General features: G+C 62.2%; 18 protein-coding genes and 1 tRNA gene. 16 read left to right on the top strand and 3 right to left on the bottom strand.

Going from position 1 to position 18,718, the window contains the following annotated elements:
* Positions 1–174: 174 nt before the first annotated feature.
* The 4 genes from AB7535_RS34490 to AB7535_RS34475 all read left to right on the top strand — a co-directional run bounded on the left by AB7535_RS34490 (position 175) and on the right by AB7535_RS34475 (position 6,723).
* Entirely contained in the window at positions 175–2,208 is a 2,034-nt protein-coding gene (locus AB7535_RS34490; RefSeq protein WP_259259862.1) for a methyl-accepting chemotaxis protein, read from the top strand.
* A gap of 503 nt (positions 2,209–2,711) precedes the next feature.
* Positions 2,712–4,199, top strand: coding sequence for an MFS transporter (locus AB7535_RS34485; RefSeq protein ID WP_354113751.1), 1,488 nt, complete (start codon positions 2,712–2,714; stop codon positions 4,197–4,199).
* 3 nt (positions 4,200–4,202) lie between these two features.
* Positions 4,203–5,024, top strand: a complete 822-nt coding sequence (gene otsB, locus AB7535_RS34480) for a trehalose-phosphatase (protein WP_063980508.1) — start codon at positions 4,203–4,205, stop codon at positions 5,022–5,024.
* 235 nt (positions 5,025–5,259) lie between these two features.
* Positions 5,260–6,723 carry a trehalose-6-phosphate synthase gene (locus AB7535_RS34475; protein WP_085403638.1) on the top strand — a complete coding sequence of 488 codons (1,464 nt, stop codon included), beginning with the start codon at positions 5,260–5,262 and terminating at the stop codon, positions 6,721–6,723.
* A gap of 37 nt (positions 6,724–6,760) precedes the next feature.
* On the opposite strand, the gene AB7535_RS34470 is transcribed toward AB7535_RS34475, so the two are convergent.
* Positions 6,761–7,102, bottom strand: coding sequence for a hypothetical protein (locus AB7535_RS34470; protein WP_063980509.1), 342 nt, complete (start codon positions 7,100–7,102; stop codon positions 6,761–6,763).
* Between the two features lie 196 nt (positions 7,103–7,298).
* On the opposite strand from AB7535_RS34470, the gene AB7535_RS34465 reads away from it, so the two are divergent.
* From AB7535_RS34465 to AB7535_RS34425, 9 genes are all read left to right on the top strand, one after another.
* Positions 7,299–7,388, top strand: a tRNA-Ser gene (locus AB7535_RS34465).
* A gap of 166 nt (positions 7,389–7,554) precedes the next feature.
* Positions 7,555–8,739 (top strand): tyrosine-type recombinase/integrase, encoded by a 1,185-nt coding sequence (locus AB7535_RS34460; protein WP_439037489.1) that lies wholly within the window; start codon positions 7,555–7,557, stop codon positions 8,737–8,739.
* Between the two features lie 680 nt (positions 8,740–9,419).
* A complete protein-coding gene (locus AB7535_RS34455; protein WP_439037488.1) occupies positions 9,420–10,481 on the top strand; it encodes a major capsid protein in 1,062 nt (353 codons plus the stop codon).
* Between the two features lie 201 nt (positions 10,482–10,682).
* Entirely contained in the window at positions 10,683–10,931 is a 249-nt protein-coding gene (locus AB7535_RS34450) for a hypothetical protein (RefSeq protein ID WP_439037487.1), read from the top strand.
* Positions 10,928–11,146: a hypothetical protein gene (locus AB7535_RS34445; protein WP_439037486.1), complete on the top strand. Its 219-nt coding sequence runs from the start codon at positions 10,928–10,930 to the stop codon at positions 11,144–11,146. The genes AB7535_RS34450 and AB7535_RS34445 overlap by 4 nt, the downstream gene beginning before the upstream one ends.
* Positions 11,146–11,715: a hypothetical protein gene (locus tag AB7535_RS34440; protein WP_439037485.1), complete on the top strand. Its 570-nt coding sequence runs from the start codon at positions 11,146–11,148 to the stop codon at positions 11,713–11,715. The genes AB7535_RS34445 and AB7535_RS34440 overlap by 1 nt, the downstream gene beginning before the upstream one ends.
* Complete coding sequence (locus AB7535_RS34435; protein WP_439037484.1) at positions 11,709–12,596, top strand: DNA primase family protein; 888 nt, start codon at positions 11,709–11,711, stop codon at positions 12,594–12,596. The genes AB7535_RS34440 and AB7535_RS34435 overlap by 7 nt, the downstream gene beginning before the upstream one ends.
* Positions 12,597–12,762: 166 nt before the next feature.
* The gene (locus tag AB7535_RS34430) at positions 12,763–13,464 is read left to right on the top strand and encodes an AMP-binding enzyme (protein WP_439037483.1); all 702 of its coding nucleotides are present in this window, start codon (positions 12,763–12,765) and stop codon (positions 13,462–13,464) included.
* Positions 13,397–13,723: a hypothetical protein gene (locus AB7535_RS34425; protein ID WP_354113761.1), complete on the top strand. Its 327-nt coding sequence runs from the start codon at positions 13,397–13,399 to the stop codon at positions 13,721–13,723. Before AB7535_RS34430 ends, AB7535_RS34425 begins: the two co-directional genes overlap by 68 nt.
* Before the next feature lie 95 nt (positions 13,724–13,818).
* Here AB7535_RS34425 and AB7535_RS34420 read toward each other — a convergent pair whose 3' ends face one another.
* Complete coding sequence (locus AB7535_RS34420; protein ID WP_354113762.1) at positions 13,819–14,379, bottom strand: TetR/AcrR family transcriptional regulator; 561 nt, start codon at positions 14,377–14,379, stop codon at positions 13,819–13,821.
* A gap of 100 nt (positions 14,380–14,479) precedes the next feature.
* On the opposite strand from AB7535_RS34420, the gene AB7535_RS34415 reads away from it, so the two are divergent.
* The 3 genes from AB7535_RS34415 to AB7535_RS34405 all read left to right on the top strand — a co-directional run bounded on the left by AB7535_RS34415 (position 14,480) and on the right by AB7535_RS34405 (position 17,704).
* The gene (locus AB7535_RS34415) at positions 14,480–15,889 is read left to right on the top strand and encodes an amidase (RefSeq protein WP_354113763.1); all 1,410 of its coding nucleotides are present in this window, start codon (positions 14,480–14,482) and stop codon (positions 15,887–15,889) included.
* Between the two features lie 228 nt (positions 15,890–16,117).
* Positions 16,118–17,083 carry a LysR family transcriptional regulator gene (locus AB7535_RS34410; RefSeq protein WP_354113764.1) on the top strand — a complete coding sequence of 322 codons (966 nt, stop codon included), beginning with the start codon at positions 16,118–16,120 and terminating at the stop codon, positions 17,081–17,083.
* A 186-nt stretch (positions 17,084–17,269) separates the two neighbouring features.
* On the top strand, positions 17,270–17,704 hold the full coding sequence (locus AB7535_RS34405) for a cupin domain-containing protein (protein ID WP_063980542.1): 435 nt from the start codon (positions 17,270–17,272) through the stop codon (positions 17,702–17,704).
* Positions 17,705–17,751: 47 nt separating this feature from the next.
* On the opposite strand, the gene AB7535_RS34400 is transcribed toward AB7535_RS34405, so the two are convergent.
* On the bottom strand, positions 17,752–18,702 hold the full coding sequence (locus tag AB7535_RS34400) for a LysR family transcriptional regulator (protein WP_354113767.1): 951 nt from the start codon (positions 18,700–18,702) through the stop codon (positions 17,752–17,754).
* Positions 18,703–18,718 lie beyond the last annotated feature (16 nt).

The raw sequence follows: 18,718 nt of genomic DNA, 5'->3' as shown, positions 1-18,718 counted from the left end.
GGCTGTCGTCCCCGCGTTCGCGGGGACGACAGGCTCGGCCGCGTCACCTAACCGCAAGTTGCGACGCCATAAATTTACCGCCGCTTATCCTTTGCACTCTACCGTGCTCACGAGTCAGGAAGCGGGCTGCTTCCGGGCTGCGCCTGGTTTTCCGCGAATGGAATGGGGTGGGGAATGCCCGTCAAGTCGACGCCGAACACATCGAAGCTCTTCACCCTGCGTTTTCGTGCAAAAATCATCCTCGGCTTCGTGGCGGTGCTGGCCATCCTCGCCGTCAGCATGGCTTTCGCCTATTTCGGCTTCGAGCGGATCCAGGCCGCCGTCGCCTCCTACCGGGCCAGCGTGTCGGAAGCGGACCTCGCGCGGACCGTGGACCGCGAGCTGATCGCCTATCAGGGACTGGCGCGGGCCTATACGCTAACGGGCGCGACCGATGACGAGACCGCGGCCAAGGCCGCCGAAGAGAATCTGAAGGGCGCGATCGCCAAGTCGGTGGCGGCCACGACCGGCGCGGCGCGCCGCGAGCAGGTCGGCAAGCTCGAGGCCGAATTCCAGCGCTTCACCAAGGTGTTCGGTGAGATCATCACGCTGACGCGCGAGAACAACAAGATCGCCGCCGACGAGCTCAACAGCGTCGGCAACAAGATTCGCTTCAAGTTCGACGATCTCGCCGATACGGCCGCGCTGGCAGGGCTGAACTCGGTTCAGACCACGGCCAAGGACGTCACCTCGCAATATCTCGCGGTCTCGACCTCGGTCAGCGCCTTCGTCGCCAAGCCGGAGCCGAAGACCGCCGACGGCGTGATCGCCCGCATCAAGTTTTTGGAGACCCTGCTGGTCTCGATCTATGCCAATGACCAGAAGATCACCGACCGCGTCACCGAGATCGGCAACCTGCTGAAGCAGTACCGCACCTCTTTCTCGAAGCTGACCGAGAACGTGAAGATCATCGTCAAGTTGAACGGCGAGATGACCAAGACGGCGGCGGGCATTCTCAAGCTCTCGGCCGAGTTGCGGTCCGATCTGACCTCGGATCAGCAGCGCATCGAAGCGAGCGCCAACTCCACCATCACCGAGACCGAACGGCTGATGCTGATGATGGCGCTCGGCGGCCTCGCCATTGGCGCCGTGCTGGCCCTGATGCTCGGCAACGGCATCTCGCGTCCGATGATCGCGATGTGCAAGGCGATGCGCGAGCTCGCGTCCGGCAATTTCGACGTCGTGTTGCCGGGCCTGGGCCGCAAGGACGAGATCGGCGAAATGGCCGGTGCAGTCGAGGAATTCAAGGTTCAGGCTGTCGCGAAAGCCGAGCGCGATGCCGCCGCCAGCGAAGCCCAGAACCGGGAGCAGGCCGCAAGCCGCCGCTCCGAGCTGATTCGCTTTGCCGACGATTTCGAGAGCGCCGTCGGCGCCATCGTCTCCAACGTCTCGGCCTCCGCCGTGCAGCTCGAGTCGGCGGCCTCCACGCTGACCCGCACCGCCGAGACCACGCAGAGCCTGTCGAGCCAGGTCGCCGGTGTCTCCGAGCAGGCCTCCAGCAACATGCAGTCGGTTGCGACCGCGACGGAAGAGCTCTCGGCCTCGGTCGAGGAGATCGGCCGCCAGGTGCGCGATTCCAGCCGAATCGCAGAAAATGCCGTGGTGCAGGCGAAGGAAACCGACGGCCGCATCGGAAAACTCTCCCATGCCGCGCAGCAGATCGGCGAAGTCGTCAAGCTGATCACGGCGATTGCCGAGCAGACCAATCTTCTTGCGCTCAACGCCACCATCGAGGCGGCGCGCGCGGGCGAGGCCGGCCGCGGCTTCGCCGTGGTCGCCAGCGAAGTGAAGTCGCTGGCCAGCCAGACCGCGAAGGCGACCGACGAAATCTCCTCCCACATTACGGGGATGCAGGGCGCGACCGCCGAGTCGGTCGCCGCGATCAAGGAGATCGGCGCGACCATCGGCCAGATCTCGTCGATCTCGACGTCGATTGCGAGCGCCGTCGAGCAGCAGGGCGCCGCGACGCAGGAAATCGCCCGCAGCGTCCAGACCGTTGCGCAGGGCACACAGACCGCAGCCACCGACATCGGCCAGGTCAATCGCGGCGCCGCCGAAACCGGTTCGGCCTCGGAAGAGGTGCTGAACTCGGCCAAGACGTTGTCATCCGAAAGCACGCGCCTGCGCGCCGAGCTCGATCGCTTTATGGGCAATATCAGGGCCGCGTAAGGCTCGCCGCGCGTCAGGCGCTTGGCGCTTGAAGACCTCGCTATCGCCTCATGCTCCGCTGTCGTCCTGGACAAGCGCGCCCTTAGGCGCGCGCCGATCCGGGATCCATACTCCCAGCGGATAGTTGAGACGGACGGTGGTAACTCCAAGTCTTCGCCAAACCACTCCCTGTGGTTATGGTCCCGGATCTGCGCGTCGCTTGTCCGGGACGACGGGGGGTAAAGAGCGCGAGTCTCACTCCCTCCCGAACGTCCGCTTCAACTCCACCTTCGCGCGCTCCAGGTTTTGCGCGAATGTGTCGTCTTTCTGACGTGAGCCATGCGTCAACTCCCAGCGGCTCCATCGGAAACGGACGATCCCAAGCGCTGTTCCCGCGGGAACCCGCCTTTGCCGCAGGCGTTGTCGCAGGTGGCAGGCGGAATGCCGCACCTCCATGATCGGAACGCCCCCGTCCACACCATGTGAACCGGGGCCGCTTCCATTGGTTAGACCTCAGCAACGCGATGGAATTGCAGCAAAGCCCAGCGCTGAATTATGGACCTGCAGTCTCTGCGGCGGTCGCGGCTGACCGCATCATCGAGACCAGCATTCCCGCGCGGCTCGATGCGCTGCCGTGGAGCGGCTTTCATACCCGCGTCGTGCTGGCGCTCGGGATCACCTGGATCCTCGACGGGCTCGAGGTGACGCTGGCCGGCGCGCTCTCCGGCGCGTTGAAGCAGAGTCCGTCGCTGCAATTCTCCAATCTCGATCTCGGTATCGCCAATTCCGCGTATCTTGCCGGTGCGGTGCTCGGCGCGCTCGGCTTCGGCTGGCTCACCGACCGCATCGGCCGCAAGAAGCTGTTCTTCATCACACTGGCGCTTTATCTCTCCGCGACCGCCGCGACCGCCTTGTCGTGGAATGTCGCGAGTTACGCGCTGTTTCGTTTTCTCACCGGCGCCGGCATCGGCGGCGAATACACTGCGATCAACTCGACGATCCAGGAACTGGTGCCGGCGCGCTATCGCGGCTGGACCGACCTCGTCATCAACGGCAGTTTCTGGATCGGCGCGGCGATGGGCGCGGTGGCGGCCATCGTGCTGCTCGATCCCGCATTGATCGGTCCCGATCTCGGCTGGCGCCTCGCCTATCTCATCGGCGCGACCCTTGGCCTCATCGTGCTGTTGATGCGGATGTGGATTCCGGAGAGCCCGCGCTGGCTGATGATCCACGGCCGGCCCGACCAGGCCCACGCCATCGTGGACGAGATCGAGCGCTCTGTGATCGGGCATGACCGGCATGCGAGCGATGGCCGCTTCACGAAAATACGCCTGAAGATGCGCGACCACACTCCGATCAGGGAGGTCGTGCACACGCTGTTCTTCGTCTATCGTCAGCGCTCCCTGGTCGGCCTCGTGCTGATGAGCGCGCAGGCGTTCTTCTACAACGCGATCTTCTTCACCTTCGCGCTGGTGCTGACCGACTTCTACGGCATCAGCGCCGAGCATGTCGGCTGGTATCTCCTGCCGTTCGCCGCCGGCAACTTCCTCGGGCCGCTGCTGCTCGGCCGCCTGTTCGACACGCTCGGCCGCCGCGTCATGATCACGTTTACCTACGGCGTATCGGGCGTGCTGCTGGCGCTCTCGGGCTATCTGTTCTCGATCGGCGCGCTGAGCGCGCAGGGGCAGACCATTGCCTGGATGGTGATCTTCTTCTTTGCCTCGCCCGCCGCGAGCGCCGCCTACCTGACCGTCAGCGAGACGTTCCCTCTGGAAGTGCGCGCGCTGGCGATTGCGGTGTTCTACGCAATCGGCACCGGCATCGGCGGCGTGATCGGGCCCGCGCTGTTCGGCGCGCTGATCGACACGGGATCACGCACCAGCGTGTTCGCGGGCTATTTGCTGGGGGCCTTCCTGATGATCGTGGCTGCGATCGTGGCGTGGCGCTACGCCGTCGCCGCGGAACGCAAATCGCTCGAACAAATCGCGCGGCCGCTTGCCTTTATGGAGTAGACTATGAAATCGGAGCTCGCGGAATTGGATCAGAAGCGCCCCATGGTTGACGAAGAAGCGCCCGACGCGGTGCCGGTGCCGCATGCGCTCGTGCCGCATCTCGGCGAGACCGCGATCCTGCTCGACATCGACGGCACGCTGCTCGACCTGATGCCGACGCCGCGCGAGGTGTGGGTGCCGCCGGGCCTGTCGGAAACGCTGAACCTGTTGACCGAGCGCACGTCCGGCGCGCTGGCGATGGTCAGCGGCCGTTCGCTCAACGACATCGACCTGATCTTCGCACCCGACGTGTTTCGCGCGGTCGCCGGTCACGGCGCGGAAATGCGCCTGTCGGTGGGCAATGAGGCCGACGACGTGCATGCGCCGCCGATGGACAAGGAGCTGAAGCGTCGCCTGGCTGCGATTGCAAAGCTCAGCCCCGGCATTCTACTCGAGGACAAGGGCTATTCGCTGGCGCTGCATTATCGTCTCGCGCCGCATGCGGAGAAGGCGATCTTCGAAGCCGTCTCGCTGATCCGCGCCGATCTGCCCAATGCGCCGATCGAGGTGCTGCCCGGCAAGTTCGTTTGCGAGATCAAGCATTCCGGCTTCACCAAGGCCACCGGCGTGCGCGAATTGATGAAGCATGAGCCCTTCAAAGGGCGCCGTCCGATCTTCATTGGCGACGACGTTACCGATGAGACCGTGTTCGCGATCATGCCCGACATGAACGGGCTGTCCTTCTCGGTCGGTCGCCGCGCCATCGGCGTCAACGGCCATTTCGATGAGCCGAAGGATGTGCGCGCGTTCCTCGCGCGTCTGCTCGACGACACAAGGTTGGAATAAGGCACCGACACCTCGGGGCCACATTGTCGCTCGCGTCGTTCGCTTGCGCGCGCAATTCATGCTGGGCAACATAGTCACGAAAACTGACTTTGTTGAGCGAAACCGCCGGGTTCCCAGCAGAAAAACTGGTTCCAACGCATGTGCCTGATTTTGGTTTCATTTCGTACAAATGATAGACAGGAACCATATTGATGAACAGCAGTTAAACGGGTTGGAATGAAGGAGGGGACGACCTGTGAATTTAGTCGTCGTTTCAAATCGAGTTGCGCGCGGTAAACCCAACGAGCCGATGACGGGCGGCTTGGCTGCGGCATTGCTTCCCGTGGTGGAACATTCGGGTGCTATCTGGGTAGGTTCGTCGGGCCGTGTGCGCGACGGCCATCAGAAGGAACCGTTCGCCGAGATCGAAGCGCTTGGGTCGGGTGCGATAGCGACGCTGGATCTGCCGGCGGCGCATTACGGCGGCTATTACGAAGGTTTTGCCAATTCGGCGCTGTGGCCGGCGCTGCATTCGCGCAGCGATCTGATCCGCGTCTCGCGCGACGACTATGTCAGCTATCGCGAGGTCAACGCCTTCATGGCGCGCGCCTTGATGCGCTTCCGGAAAGCGAAAACGGCGTTCTGGGTGCAGGATTATCATTTCCTCGCGCTCGGCGCGGAGCTGCGCGATCTCGGCGTCGATGATCCGATCGGCTTCTTCCTGCACACGCCGTGGCCGGTCGTCGCGGTGATGCAGGGCGTGCCCAATCATCGCGAACTGATCACGGCGATGCTGGCCTACGATCTGCTCGGCTTCCAGACCAATGAGGATTGCCAGAATTTCCTCGGCTATGTCGCGAGTGAACTCGGTCTCGCCGTCGAAGACGGCGTCGCGATCTCGCAGCATGGCCGTACGCGTTGCGAGGTCTTTCCGATCGGCATCGATGCGGAAAAGTTCGCGGCTTACGCGGCGAAATCGGCCTCGCATCCCGACGTGTCGCGGCTGCGCCGCAGTCTCAACGGCGAGCGGCTCGCGATCGGCGTCGACCGGCTCGACTATTCCAAGGGTCTCGTCAATCGCATCAGCGCGTTCGACCGGCTCTGGACCGAGCATCCGCAGTTTGCGCGCAGCATCTCGCTGCTCCAGATCGCCAACCCCTCGCGCGGTGCGATCGAGGCCTATGGCAATCTCCAGAACGAGGTCGCGCGTCTCGTCAGCGACGTCAACGGCCGCCACGGCGAGGTCGACTGGACGCCGATCCGCTACCTGAACAAGGGTTTCAGCCAGGCCGTGCTTGCGGGTCTCTACCGCACCGCGCAGATCGGCGTGGTGACGCCGCTGCATGACGGCATGAACCTCGTCGCCAAGGAATATGTCGCCGCGCAGAACCCGGCCGATCCCGGCGTGCTGGTGCTGTCGAAGTTCGCCGGCGCCGCCAACGAGCTCGAAACGGCGCTGCTGGTCAATCCGCACGATATCGACGGCATGGCCCGCGCGATCGCGGTCGCGGCCGCGATGTCGCTCACCGAGCGCAAGATGCGCTGGGACGCGATGATGAAGACGCTGCGCGGCCACACCATCCAGCAGTGGTCCGCCGACTTCGTTGCCGAGCTGGAGAAGTGCCGGACCGAGAAGGCCGTCGTCGCGCCGCTCGAGACCCAGCCGCCGCAGGCGCTACGCTGGCTGAAGTCGGCGATATCAGGTGTAAGGTTGATTTAAGCTCTCTTGCTCTCCCCGTTCTCGCGGGGAGAGGTGCTCAATAGCAATACGACACCCCGTCCAAAATCGCGCATTGCCGCTTGTTCGGCGCGTTGGGATCGTCCAGCGGCACCATGCCCTTGCCCTGGCCGACGAACACGCCGGGTCCGACATGCACCGAGCTCTTGTTGCCGATGATCACGCTCGGATGCGGCGAGGCGTTCGAGCGCGTCCCGTCCGGCCAGATGATCGCATCGCCCGAAAGCACCCCGCGCCGCCCGTCGTCGCAACTCACGTCGACGCCCTGCCGGGTGCAGACCTGCGCGGCGGCCGACGCGGCAAAGGCGGAGCCAAGGGCCGAAATCAGGCCCAGCGCGACGATGGTCTTTTGGATGGTCATGGCGTCCCCGGTCGTGTTTGGCGGTCTTGAGTGAATCGTCGCGCCAAACCCGCTTCCGGTTCAGCCTTTGAGTGGTTCCGAAGCGCCAGCTGGCGCCAGATATTGTCTTTCAAATACAATATCTTACGGAAAATTCACCCGATTTACCCGCGATCCCTTGCAAAATCATCTGCTCCCCTTCAAGAGAGGGCGCTCCGGAGAGATGGCCGAGTGGCTTAAGGCGCACGCTTGGAAAGCGTGTGTGCGGGAAACCGTACCGTGGGTTCGAATCCCACTCTCTCCGCCAGATGCCTGTTCAGCCACGTTCAGCCAAATTCGTTTCAGTTCCGAAAATGCTTTGATATCAAGCGTTAACCAGACATTTCGGTTCAGGATCGTTCAGCGCGGTTCGCGCTTGTCAGGCAATTCCGGTAGGGCCAAAGGTAGGGCCAGATAGTCCCGGAGTTGCGAGAGTGGCCCGCGTTTTTGATCGCCTATCGCCTACCACCGTGAAGGCAAAAGACCTGGCGCCGGGCCGTTATCCCGACGGTGGCAACCTGTACCTGAACGTCGGCCGCGAGGGGCAGCGGCGCTGGACGTTTCTTTATAAAGATCGCGCCACAAGGGGCCCCCGTGAGATGGGGCTCGGCTCCGCTGGTAAAGCGGGTGTTTCCCTTGCTGATGCCCGCCGGAAGGCCGCGGCCGCGCGCGCATTGCTCGCCGATGGAATTGATCCGTTGACGGACAAGCGCAATCGTCGCGCCGCCGTTAGTGAGCCTTTCGGCACCTATGCCGACCGATACATCAAAAATGTGGTTGAGAAGGAAGCCAAGAACGCGAAGCACGTCGCACAGTGGCGCATGACGTTGGAAGAGTACGCCAGAAGCCTACGGCCCAAACCGCTGGATCAGATTAACACCGAGGATGTGATCGGATGCCTTCGCCCTATTTGGGATTCTAAACGCGAAACAGCATCGCGCCTTCGCGGCCGCATCGCCCGAATCCTGGACGCTGCCAAGGTAGACAAGCTGCGCAGCGGTGATAATCCCGCCGCTTGGGTCGGTCATCTGGACAACCTCCTTCCTAAGAATCGCGAGAAAGCCGCTAATCACAAGGCAATTCCCTATCCGAAGCTCCCAGCGTTTATGGCCGACCTGCGCAAACGCAACAGCATCTCAGCATCTGCCTTGGAGTTCACCATTCTTTGCGTTGCTCGCACAGGCGAGACCATCGGCGCCCGCTGGCAAGAATATGATCCGGACCGAAAGCTCTGGGTGGTGCCCGGCTCGCGCATGAAGGCAAAGAAGGAGCACCGCGTGCCACTTTGTGATAGGGCGATTGAGATTTTGGAGTCCCTCCGCACTGTCAATACGAAGCCAGCCGACTTTATTTTCCCCGGATCGAAGCGCGGAAAGCCGCTGAGCAACATGGCGATGCTGGAGCTTGTGCGCGGTATGTACGAAGGAGTCACCGTGCATGGATTCCGGTCCGGCTTTTCCGACTGGTGCGGGGAAACTACATCGTACGATGCAGAGACGCGCGAATTTTGTTTGGCGCATGTTGTCGGTGACAAGGCTGAGGCCGCCTACCGTCGTGGTGATGCGCTAGAGAAGCGTCGGGCCGCATTACGCGACTGGGCGGCCTATCTCCAAAGCTAGGATGGGCTTTACTTCGTACGATGCAAGGCCAGGTTTGTCGCCGGGCCTTTTGCTTTTCATTCGTTACATGACTTCGGCTCGCTCGCACGGCAGAATCACCCATATTTTGTGATTTGGGTTTTGCGTTTTGTCGGCCGATTGCGAGACATGGGAGCGCGCCATTACGGCGTGGAGGAAGGGGCGGCGCGTGCTGCTTACGGACCTTGTCATTCTGCGCGCTCCCGCGCCTTATCGCGAAGCCGTCCGTTTCTGTCTTGAAAATTCCAACCCGGTCAGGCCAGCGTCGTCCACGGTGGTGCGTCTTGCAGATGCAGTTGATGATTTCGACAAGCGATGCCGAGAGGGCGCGACGGTGAACGAAGCCTTCAAGGCTACGTGCAAGATTTGGGGTTTTGAGGGCAAAAAGCGAGAGTCCGTGCTGAGCAATGCTGCAATCGGTCGCTCTCGGAGCGACGTTAATGCTCTACTTAAGGAGCGACGGCGGACCGGCTCGCCGAGTTGGATGCTGAAATTGACGCCTTGGAGCGAGCTGAGGCCGCGTGCGTCGAACAAATTATTGCTGATGGCGGTGCCGCCTTCCACCGCCCCGATATTTCCATCCTCGCAGTCCTTTCGCTCCGCGTCGAATAGCGCGGCGCTCAGACAGTTTCACTACGATCACCGTTTTAGAGGAAGTCATCATGCCCAAAGAAATTGCGGACTTGTTTTCCGGCGACGCATTCCAGCTTGCTTCGCTCACCGCCGCCATCAACGACGTGGACCACATTCCCGGTCGCGCGGGCCAGCTGGTCTTTTCGGACAGCAACGTTTCAAAACCCATCTCAACCCTTACCATCGCAATTGAGCGCGTTGGTGAGTCTCTTGAGTTGATCCAGACGCAGCCGCGCGGAGCACCTGCCGAAAAGCTGGTAGGCGACAAGCGGACGCTTCAAAGCTTCAAGGTTCCTCACTTGCAGATCGAAGATACGATCTATGCTGAATCTGTACAGAGTGTTCGGCAGTTCGGTAGCCCGGACACACTTTTGACGGTGGAAACAAAATTGAAGGAAGTCCTGACGAAGATGTCGCGTCGGCTTGATTATACGCTCGAAAACCACCGGCTCGGTGCGCTCAAGGGTGTCACGACCGACGCGGACGGCTCGGTGCTGCTGGATTCGTATGAAGCGTTTGGCTTCCTGAATTCGGATGGCCTTGCGCAGCCGGAGACCTTCGACTTTGACCTTGATAGCCTTGCGACGGGATCAAGCGAGATTCGGGTCAAGTGCCAAGGGCTCACGCGTTACATGCGCCGGGTTGCCAAGACGCTGCTGACACAAGATGCGCTGGTGTGGGCGTTTGTAGGAGACCAATTCTTCGACAAGCTAGTGTCTCGGCAGGACGTGAAGGACGCTTGGATCGGGACCGAAGCAGCGGCATCTGTGCTCGGACGAAACTACGCTTATGGCGTGTTCGAATTCGGCGGGGTGCTGTGGGAGAACTACCGGGGCAGCGACAACGGGGAAATCTTCATTGACCCTGATGAAGCTCGCTTCTTCTTCGTCAATGCGCCGCAATTGTACGTGGAGGCGTTCGCGCCCGCCGACTACATCGAGACGGTGAACACGCCCGGCCTTCCGAAGTACGCCAAGAGCGCGCCGGATCGGATGGGCAAGTACATCGAGATTGAAGCGCAATCCAACCCGCTTCCGCTGTGTGTACAGCCCGCCACGCTGTGCCGCGCGGTCTCCGGTTCTTCGACATAACGGAGTTCGCCCGCCGCACCACAGTTAAGTTGCGTGTCGTTCGAAGTTCATGCGCGTAACTTTTCTCCTACCGGCGGACGGCAATAGGCCGATGGCGTTAGTGGTGGCGCTATCGGTCGATCCGGCCGGGGACGTTGTTGATCCTTCGAATGGCGTCTCCGGCCGGTCTTCCCATTCATTTCAGCACCAAGGAATTTTCCGATGCGTTGTTCAACTGATCGCCTAAAGGCTTCCGCCGCCTCCTACGCTGACGCGAATGGCCCCGATGCGCTGCGCGCGTTCCTGCTCGCGGTTGCTGGCGTCTCGCAAGTGGAAGACGTGCCAGAAGCTGAGCGCATGCGCGTCAACACTGAGTTGCGCCAGCGCGTGGGCGAAGACATCCCGACGGGCCCGATTGCATTGCAAGGCATCGCCCGGCGGGCGTTCGCGAAGATGGCGGTGCGCAAATGAAGCGGCGGCGCGACGGGCTCATTGGTTTCCCAGAAGTGGCGCGGAGGCTGAAGAAGAGCTTGGCGTACACCTATCAGCTTTCCAGCGCGGACGCGGCATTCCCGCCGGTGGAGAAGTTGGAAGATGGGCGCAAGTTCTTCTCCCTGCACGCAGTTGCGTATTACCAACGGTATTGCCGCCGCTGGTACCGCCGACGCAGCAAGGAGGTTCGGTGATGGCGGAACACTTCAGCTATTCGCGGCCCGCAACGAAGGCCGAACTGGCGACCCTTCAAGCGAGGCGGGCCAAACGTGCGGACGAATTGAAGCGGGCTATCGCGGCTGCGGCGGCGAAGGCGGTAGCTGCATTGCCGAAGCCGAAGAATGGCGCGCCGGGATGCTGCGGTAAGGATGGCGCGCCGGGCAGAGATGGCACCGACGGCGTGGCGGGCACCGACGGATGGAGCCCACTGTTTGCGTTGGCCGAACTCGGCGGGCGCTGTGTGCTGGAACTGTACGGCTGGACCGGCGGTGCTGGGCCTGCGCCCGACCTGTGCGGCTATATCGGCGAATTCGGAATCGTCGCTGATGCGGCCGACGCCATGGACCTATCCGGAGCGACCGGCACCAGTGGCAAAGACGGAGCCGAAGGCAAGGACGGCTCAGTGATCTTGACGGGGCCGCGCAACCCGAACGGCTCCGACGGTAAGGACGGAGATTTTTGGCTCAACATCAAGACGGCAGATTTCTTCGGCAAGCAAAACGGCACGTGGAGCCTCGTCATCAACCTACGCGGTACTTGCTGACCTGCGACACCTCCATCGAAGTGCTTCTGGCAATGATGGGCGCCAAGCGTGGTGGTAAGGGTACCATCACCAAGGTAATGCAGGCGCTAGTAGGCAAGCATCACCACGCTTCGGTGACGCTCAACGACCTTGGCAGCGACTTCGGCTTGGCTGGTTTGATGGACAAGCGTGCCGTCTTTATCCCTGATGCTCACGACGCGAAGCACCCGGCCGCCGCGATTGAGCGCATCAAGTCCATTACCGGCAATGACGAATTGTCGGTGAACCGGAAGAACCAAGCGATGTTGTCGGTCCGAATTCCGGCCAAGATCGTTTTGGTTGCCAACAAGCACCCCAAGTTCTTGGACGAGTCCGGCGCGCTGGCGGATCGCGAGTTAGTGCTGATCTTCGAGTCGTCTTTCGCAAAGGTGAAGGATACGGAGCTTGGCAACAAGCTGCGTGCGGAATGGTCCGGCATTGCCAATTGGGCGCTCGAAGGGCTCCAACGTCTCCGTGCGAACGGTAACCGCTTTACCGTAGGAGAGCGCGGACGGAAGGCCCAGCAAGAGCTTGCGGAGGCGCAGAGTCCCGCGCTGCGCTTCGCTACGGAATGCCTTGTGGTGACCGGCGACGAAGCGGACGCCGTACCACTCGCGGTGGTCTACCGGGCGTATGAGCATTGGGCGATCCACGAAGAGGGCATGTCCGGCCGCGAGCAGCGCAACAAGACCGACTTCAAGGCCGACTTAATCGCAGCACTAGGTGAGCGCGGCGTTCGCTTTGATTCAAAGCTGGCCCGTCGCTGGCGCGATCCGCGGGCCAAGGCCACGCACGGGAAGGGCGTCGTCATGCGCAGATGGTTCACGGGGGTCAAGATCAAGCCCGGGGCGCTTTGTGACTAGGAAGGTCTCCCATGCCCCCGGAAGCGGACATCAGGGGCACCGCAGCTATGCCCGCGAAGGGAAGCGGAAGCCGCCCCACGAACTCATCGGCACGCACAATCAATAATCGGCATGGTCACGTCAGACGGATAATGATCACTATTTCTAGCGGGTCCGCTCCCATCGGATGACCTCGTCGAGAGCTGAACGGCGGTCTCGCCAGGTCAAACAAGGACGTGCGCTTTTCGGGGTCGAAATCGGCATTCGCGATGGCAACAACAGAAAGCTCCCCCACGATGGCAAGGCCGTTGGCGACCTCGTGGTTCGGGGGCCCTGGATTGCCCGCGCCTATTACAAGATGCCGGAAAGCGAGCGTGCCGATGGCTGGTTTTTCACGGGTGATGTCGTCACGATCGACAGCGACGGTTATATGCAGGTTACGGATCGCTCGAAGGACGTCATCAAGTCCGGAGGCGAATGGATATCGTCAATCGAACTCGAAAACCTGGCGATGGCCCACCCCGAAATCGTCGAAGCGGCGGTGATTGGTATTGCGCATCCAAAATGGGACGAACGCCCGCTCGTGCTTGCGGTCCGACGCCAGGGATCGAGGCTCGAGGCGCAAGATCTCCTGGCCTTTTACGAGGGCAAGATCGCGAAGTGGTGGATGCCGGACGATGTTCTGTTCGTCGACGAGCTTCCGCACGGGGCGACCGGAAAAGTCCTGAAGACCAAATTGCGAGAGCTTTACGGAAACCGCGATTCCGCCGCGATCAGCCAGGCGGGCAACCCGCCCGCCGCCGAAGCCAACGGAGGTTCCTATGTCAGTCCGCAGCTCGCTTCTCGCAGCCGCCGCCACCTTCGCCTCACTCGGGGCCGCACACGCTAACGGCCTGCGGCCGATCGAGGGCCTGAGCATCAATCTCGGCGATGTATCCGGCGTCGCCTACTACACGGTCGAGCCCGATGGATTCCGCGTCGTCACGACTCTTGCACAGGGTGAAGCGGGGACGCCGATCCGCTTTGTGACAGTACTGGCGCCCGGTCAGCGCGTCGTTGTCTCAACGCCATACCAGGCACCCGCGCTCGAAGTCAGCCGAAAGGGCGATGAACTGCTCGTCCGCAGGGCGAGCACGTTCTCCAATTGACTGTCAATTGGCACGCAAGCGCCGACGTGAAGAAGCCAAAGATGTCCACGATTCATCTCCGCCAGCTATTTGGACGGCGCAGGCAGGATCGGCTTTCAGGTCGGGATCAAGCCTGATCCGCGATAGCTTTCGATCAGCACATCGAAGAGTTGCAGGTCGGCGCGGCTCCGCGCCATAAGCTGCGCGCCGGCAACGGCCGCGTAGATCGCGCGCGCCCTTGCTTCACGCTTGCTGGCGGGAATTGAAGCCGCAGCGAGCATCCTGGTCAGCCAGGCCACGTTGACATCGGCGAAGGCTTGCACCTCGGTTTTGACGGCGTCCGGCAGATCATCATATTCGGCCGCCATGAAGCTGCAGAGGCACATGCGATTGTCCTGCTCGAGCGATCGACGAAAAAGTCCCGGATAGGCGCGGAGCGCCTTTCTTGGATCTCCGTTCGCTTTTGAAAGAGCTTCGAGGTTCGCCGCCGTATCCTCCCAGTACCGTCTCGCCACCGCCGCACCCAGCTCGGCCTTGCCGGGGAAGTGATGATAGATGCTCGCAGCCTTGATGCCGACTTCAGCCCCGATGTCGCGGAAGTTCAACCCGCCATACCCGTGGGCCTGCGCTGTCCTGCGCGCTGCAGCCAGGATCGCTTCCTTCGCATTTTCGCTCATCGTGATCACCTCAACGTGTCCCTACCAAATGGCAGGTAGGGATTGAAGTCCATAAATGCGAGGGACATGTCCAGCCTACCAAATGGCAGGTAGGACAGATATGATGGATAACATCGTTAGAATGGACGCCACCCGCATCGCCCAGCTGATCGCTCAACGGGAGCTTTCGCCCGTCGAGGTCATGCAGGCGCATCTCGACCGCATCGCGGCGGTCAATCCCAAGCTGAATGCGATCGTGACGCTGGCCGACGGCGCGATCGAAGGCGCCAGGACGGCCGAAGCGGCGGTGATATCGGGCGCCCAGCTCGGCCCTCTCCATGGCGTTCCGTTCACGGTCAAGGATGGGATCGACACGGCGGGTGTGCTGACACAGCGCGGCTCGCCGATTTTCAGGGGGCGCGTGCCTGACGCTGATGCCACCGTCGTGGCCAGGCTGAAGGCCGCCGGCGCCATTCTTATCGCAAAGACGAACCCGCCCGAATTTTCCTATTCGATCGAAACCGACAATCTCCTGACGGGCCAAACCAACAACCCCTGGAACCTCGACTACACGCCGGGCGGATCGAGCGGCGGTGAATCCGCTGCCATCGCAGCGGGCATGTCGCCACTCGGTGTGGGCAGCGATCTCTCGATCTCTTTGCGCGGCCCGGCAGCGCATACCGGTGTCGTCGGATTCAAGGCCACTCACGGTCGAATGCCGATGACGGGCCACTGGCCCCGGGTGCCGCGCCGTTTCTGGCACATCGGTCCGATGGCGCGTTCGGTTCGCGATGTGGCGCTCGCTTATTCCTTGATGGCAGGACCTGACGGTGCCGACGGCTTCTCGGTCAGCTCGCCCAGCCTCGATACAGGGGTAGGTACGAAATCGACCCGTGAGCTTCGTGTGGGCTGGCTGGCCTCCCCGGGCTTCTTCGGACCAACCGATCCGGAGGTGGTCGCGACCGTGAAGGCAGCGGCGCATGCACTGAGGAATGCAGGCTGCCACGTTGAGGAGGTCCGGTTGCCGGTGCTGGAGCAGACCGATGCCAACAGCGTCCTCTGGCAGCTCCAGCAGATGGAATCCCGGCGCGAGTTCGAGAAGGTCACCGCCGGCCATGAGGCCGAGATCTTCAGGCACGCCAAACTGGTCCTTGATGCACCTGATACGCCGATCGTCGACTTCGTCGCCGCCGAGCAGGCCATAGAGCGCCTTCGCGACAGCTTCGCCGAATACTTCCAGCGGTACGATGTGCTGCTATGTCCGGTGACCCCGTTCCCGGCGACCAAACACGGTCTCAAGGACCTCGTGGTCGATGGCGTGACGGTTTCGTCCTTCCACGTGATGAGCGCGACATCACCGTTTAGCCTGACGGGAATGCCCGCGCTATCAATGCGGTTTGGAACGAGCCATGATGGCCTTCCGATCGGCGTGCAAATCGTCTCCTCCTGGTTGGCGGAATCGACGACGCTCAAGATCGCCTCGCTCCTCGAGGAGGTGAGCCCGGTTCGCGACCTTCATCCGACTATCTGACGATGAAAGGGCGGGATTCATCCCGCCCTCTCCCCTGAGAGCATCCACCATGAACGATGAGCTGACGATATCGCGGCTTGCTCAATCAACCGACGGTCACGTTCAATTGCGTCGCAAATCCTGGTGCGCTCCGGTCATTGTTCCCGTCCATAGGTTCGCTATCGGTTGCCGCTCCCTTCCCTTATGAAGTTCCCGCGCGCGCCGGACCATCACCGGAAGCAGGACGTCATGAAGGCACACAGCAGCGCTCTCGAAGAGGCCGAGAAGGATGATCAGAATGAACATTCAAGTCTCGCTCACACCGACGCGCAGCCGATCGACCTGAATTCCCTGCAGACATTCGTCGCTGTCGTGCGCGCCGGCGGATTTGCGGCGGCAGCCCGCGAAACCAACACGCCGAGGTCGTCCGTCAGCTTGCGCATCCGCAGCCTGGAGGCGGCGCTCGGTGCGCGGCTCTTCAAGAGGTCCACGCGCGCTTTTGCCCTTACGGCCGCAGGACGAGAACTCTACCAGAGTTCGGCTGGCGCGCTTGCCCTGCTTGTCAACGCGCTCCGGGGGGTAAGCGGTGCTGACGACCCATATGCCGGCGAAATCCGCATCACGCTGCCGGCCGACTTTCCGGTCAGGATCGTGGCAGCCGCGATCGGGGATTTCAGAAACGATCACCCCAATGTGCGCTTTGAGGTGTCGCTCACTAACGACGTGCTCGATCTCATCTCCCAGGATATTGATATTGCGCTCCGCATCGGAGCGGCCAATCCTCAGGAAGCCCTGATCAAGGGCGCAATCGACATGAAGTTTGGTCTTTATGCGAGCTCAGACTATGTGAGCCGTCACGGGATCCCCGTCGATATTCGCGACGCGTCGACCTTGATCGGGCCATCGAGGCCGGAATTGCTGCGCCTTCTATCCCGCTCCTTGCCGGGCGGGGCGACGTGGCCCGCCTTTCATGTCGCGGTCGACTCCTTCGCTCTTGCTCGTGAGCTTGTGCTGAATCACCAGGGGATTGGTCTGCTTCCGGAAGCCCTCTGCAGAGTGGAATACGCATTGGGGCTCGTCGTGCCGGTTTTGCCAGAGCAGTTCTCCGGGACGATCCGCCTGCATCTCACATATCCGTCGCGGGCCGATCTAAGCGCCAAGGTCGCGGATTTTAGCCGTGTGTTCGAGCGACACCTTGCAACTGCGGGGCGGTGATTTCCGTTGTTGTCGTTGTTCATGCCGACAGTTTGAGGTGGACCGTTCGGGCAGCAGAACTAGTCTTCGGGAAACTCCGATGCCAATTGGCCAGAACTACAGCCGCTGTGGCTTGCGGAAGGGGACTAATCCGCAGCCCTCCCGCATGCAATCTATGGAGCTCCGAAGTCAATGGAGCCTTGGCCAATGCAGAGCGTCATCACGACGAAGTTCGAAACGACCGAATTTGCCGGTCTCACGACGAAAATTATCAATCCGCAGGAAAGCCTGTTCACGGTGCTGGACATGACCATCAAGCCGGGCTTCGGCGCACCCGCCCACATCTCCGAGGAGGAGGACAAGCTGTTTGTCCTCCTGGAGGGCCAGGTGAAATACCTCGTGGGAGACCAGACCGAGGTCGCTGGACCCGGTTCGCGGATTCTCGTGCCGAGAGGAGTTGTTCACGGCTTCACCAATGAGGGGCCGGCCGACGCGAGACACATCCTCGTCTCCACGCCGCGTCGTCACGAGGAATTCTTCCGCGATCTGCACAGGATCCCCGAGCCGCGCGAGCAGCACATGGACATGCTGCCGAAGATCGCAGCGCGCAACGGCCAACGGATAGTTGGTCCGCTCCCATGACACGATGGGCAGCACCGAACGCACCTATCGCCGCGATTTCGACGTCCCTAGGCCAACTTCCATTTCCCATCCCCCGCCCGCTTCAGCGCGGGGTCGTTCACCCGCACATGCTCGGCCAGGAAATCGATGAACGCGCGCACGCGCGCGGGCAGGGGCGCGGTGTGGCCGACATAGACGGCGTGGATGTCTTCGCGGTCGCCGGGATTGTAGCTTTGCAGCACCGGGACGAGGCGGCCCGATTCGATGTCGGGGCCGATGTGAAAGAGGGCGAGGCGGGCGAGGCCGACGCCGCCGAGGGCGAGGCGGCGGGCGATCTCGCCGTCGCTGGCGCGCGCGGCCGGTGGCGGCATGGCTTCCTCGGTGCGGTCGCCGCGCCGGAATGGCCAGCCACCGCGGATGCGCGGAAAGGTCCAGCCGATGCCGCGGTGCTCGGTGAGATCCGCCGGCGTCTTCGGCGTGCCGAAGCGCGCCAGATAGTTTGGGGTGCCGACGACGACCATGCGGCTGGTGCCGAGCTTTCGCGCGACCAGGCGTGAAGCTTTCAGCGGCCCGACGCGGATGGCAATATCGGCCCGTTCCTGCATCAGGTCGATCAGCGTGTCGGTCAGCACGAGGTCGAGTGTGATCTCGGGATGCCGTTCGAGGAAGCGGGGAATCAGCGGTAGGACGTGCAGCATGCCGAAGGGAATGTTGCAGTTGACCGTGAGGCGGCCGCGCGGCGCGGCGCCTGAAGCCGCCTCGCGCTCGGCTTCCTCCATCTCTCCGAGGATGCGCACGGCGCGCTGGTAGAAGGCCTGGCCCTCCTCCGTCAGCGTCAGCTTGCGCGTGGTGCGGTTGATTAGCCGCGAGCCGAGGCGCGTCTCCAGCCGCGAGATCAGCTTGCTGACGCCCGACGGGGTCAGGCGCAGTTTTCGCGCGGCCTGGGTGAATCCGCCGAGATCGACGACGCGGACGAAAACCTCCATCTCGGCGGAGCGGTTGGTGTCGAAACGGGCCATGTTGAATTCACGTCAC

The organism is Bradyrhizobium sp. 956_D2_N1_4 (genome assembly GCF_052076025.1).
Taxonomy (GTDB): Bacteria; Pseudomonadota; Alphaproteobacteria; order Rhizobiales; family Xanthobacteraceae; genus Bradyrhizobium; species Bradyrhizobium barranii.
Note: the sequence above shows the minus strand (reverse complement) of the source record. Positions and strands in the feature narration are given on the sequence as shown.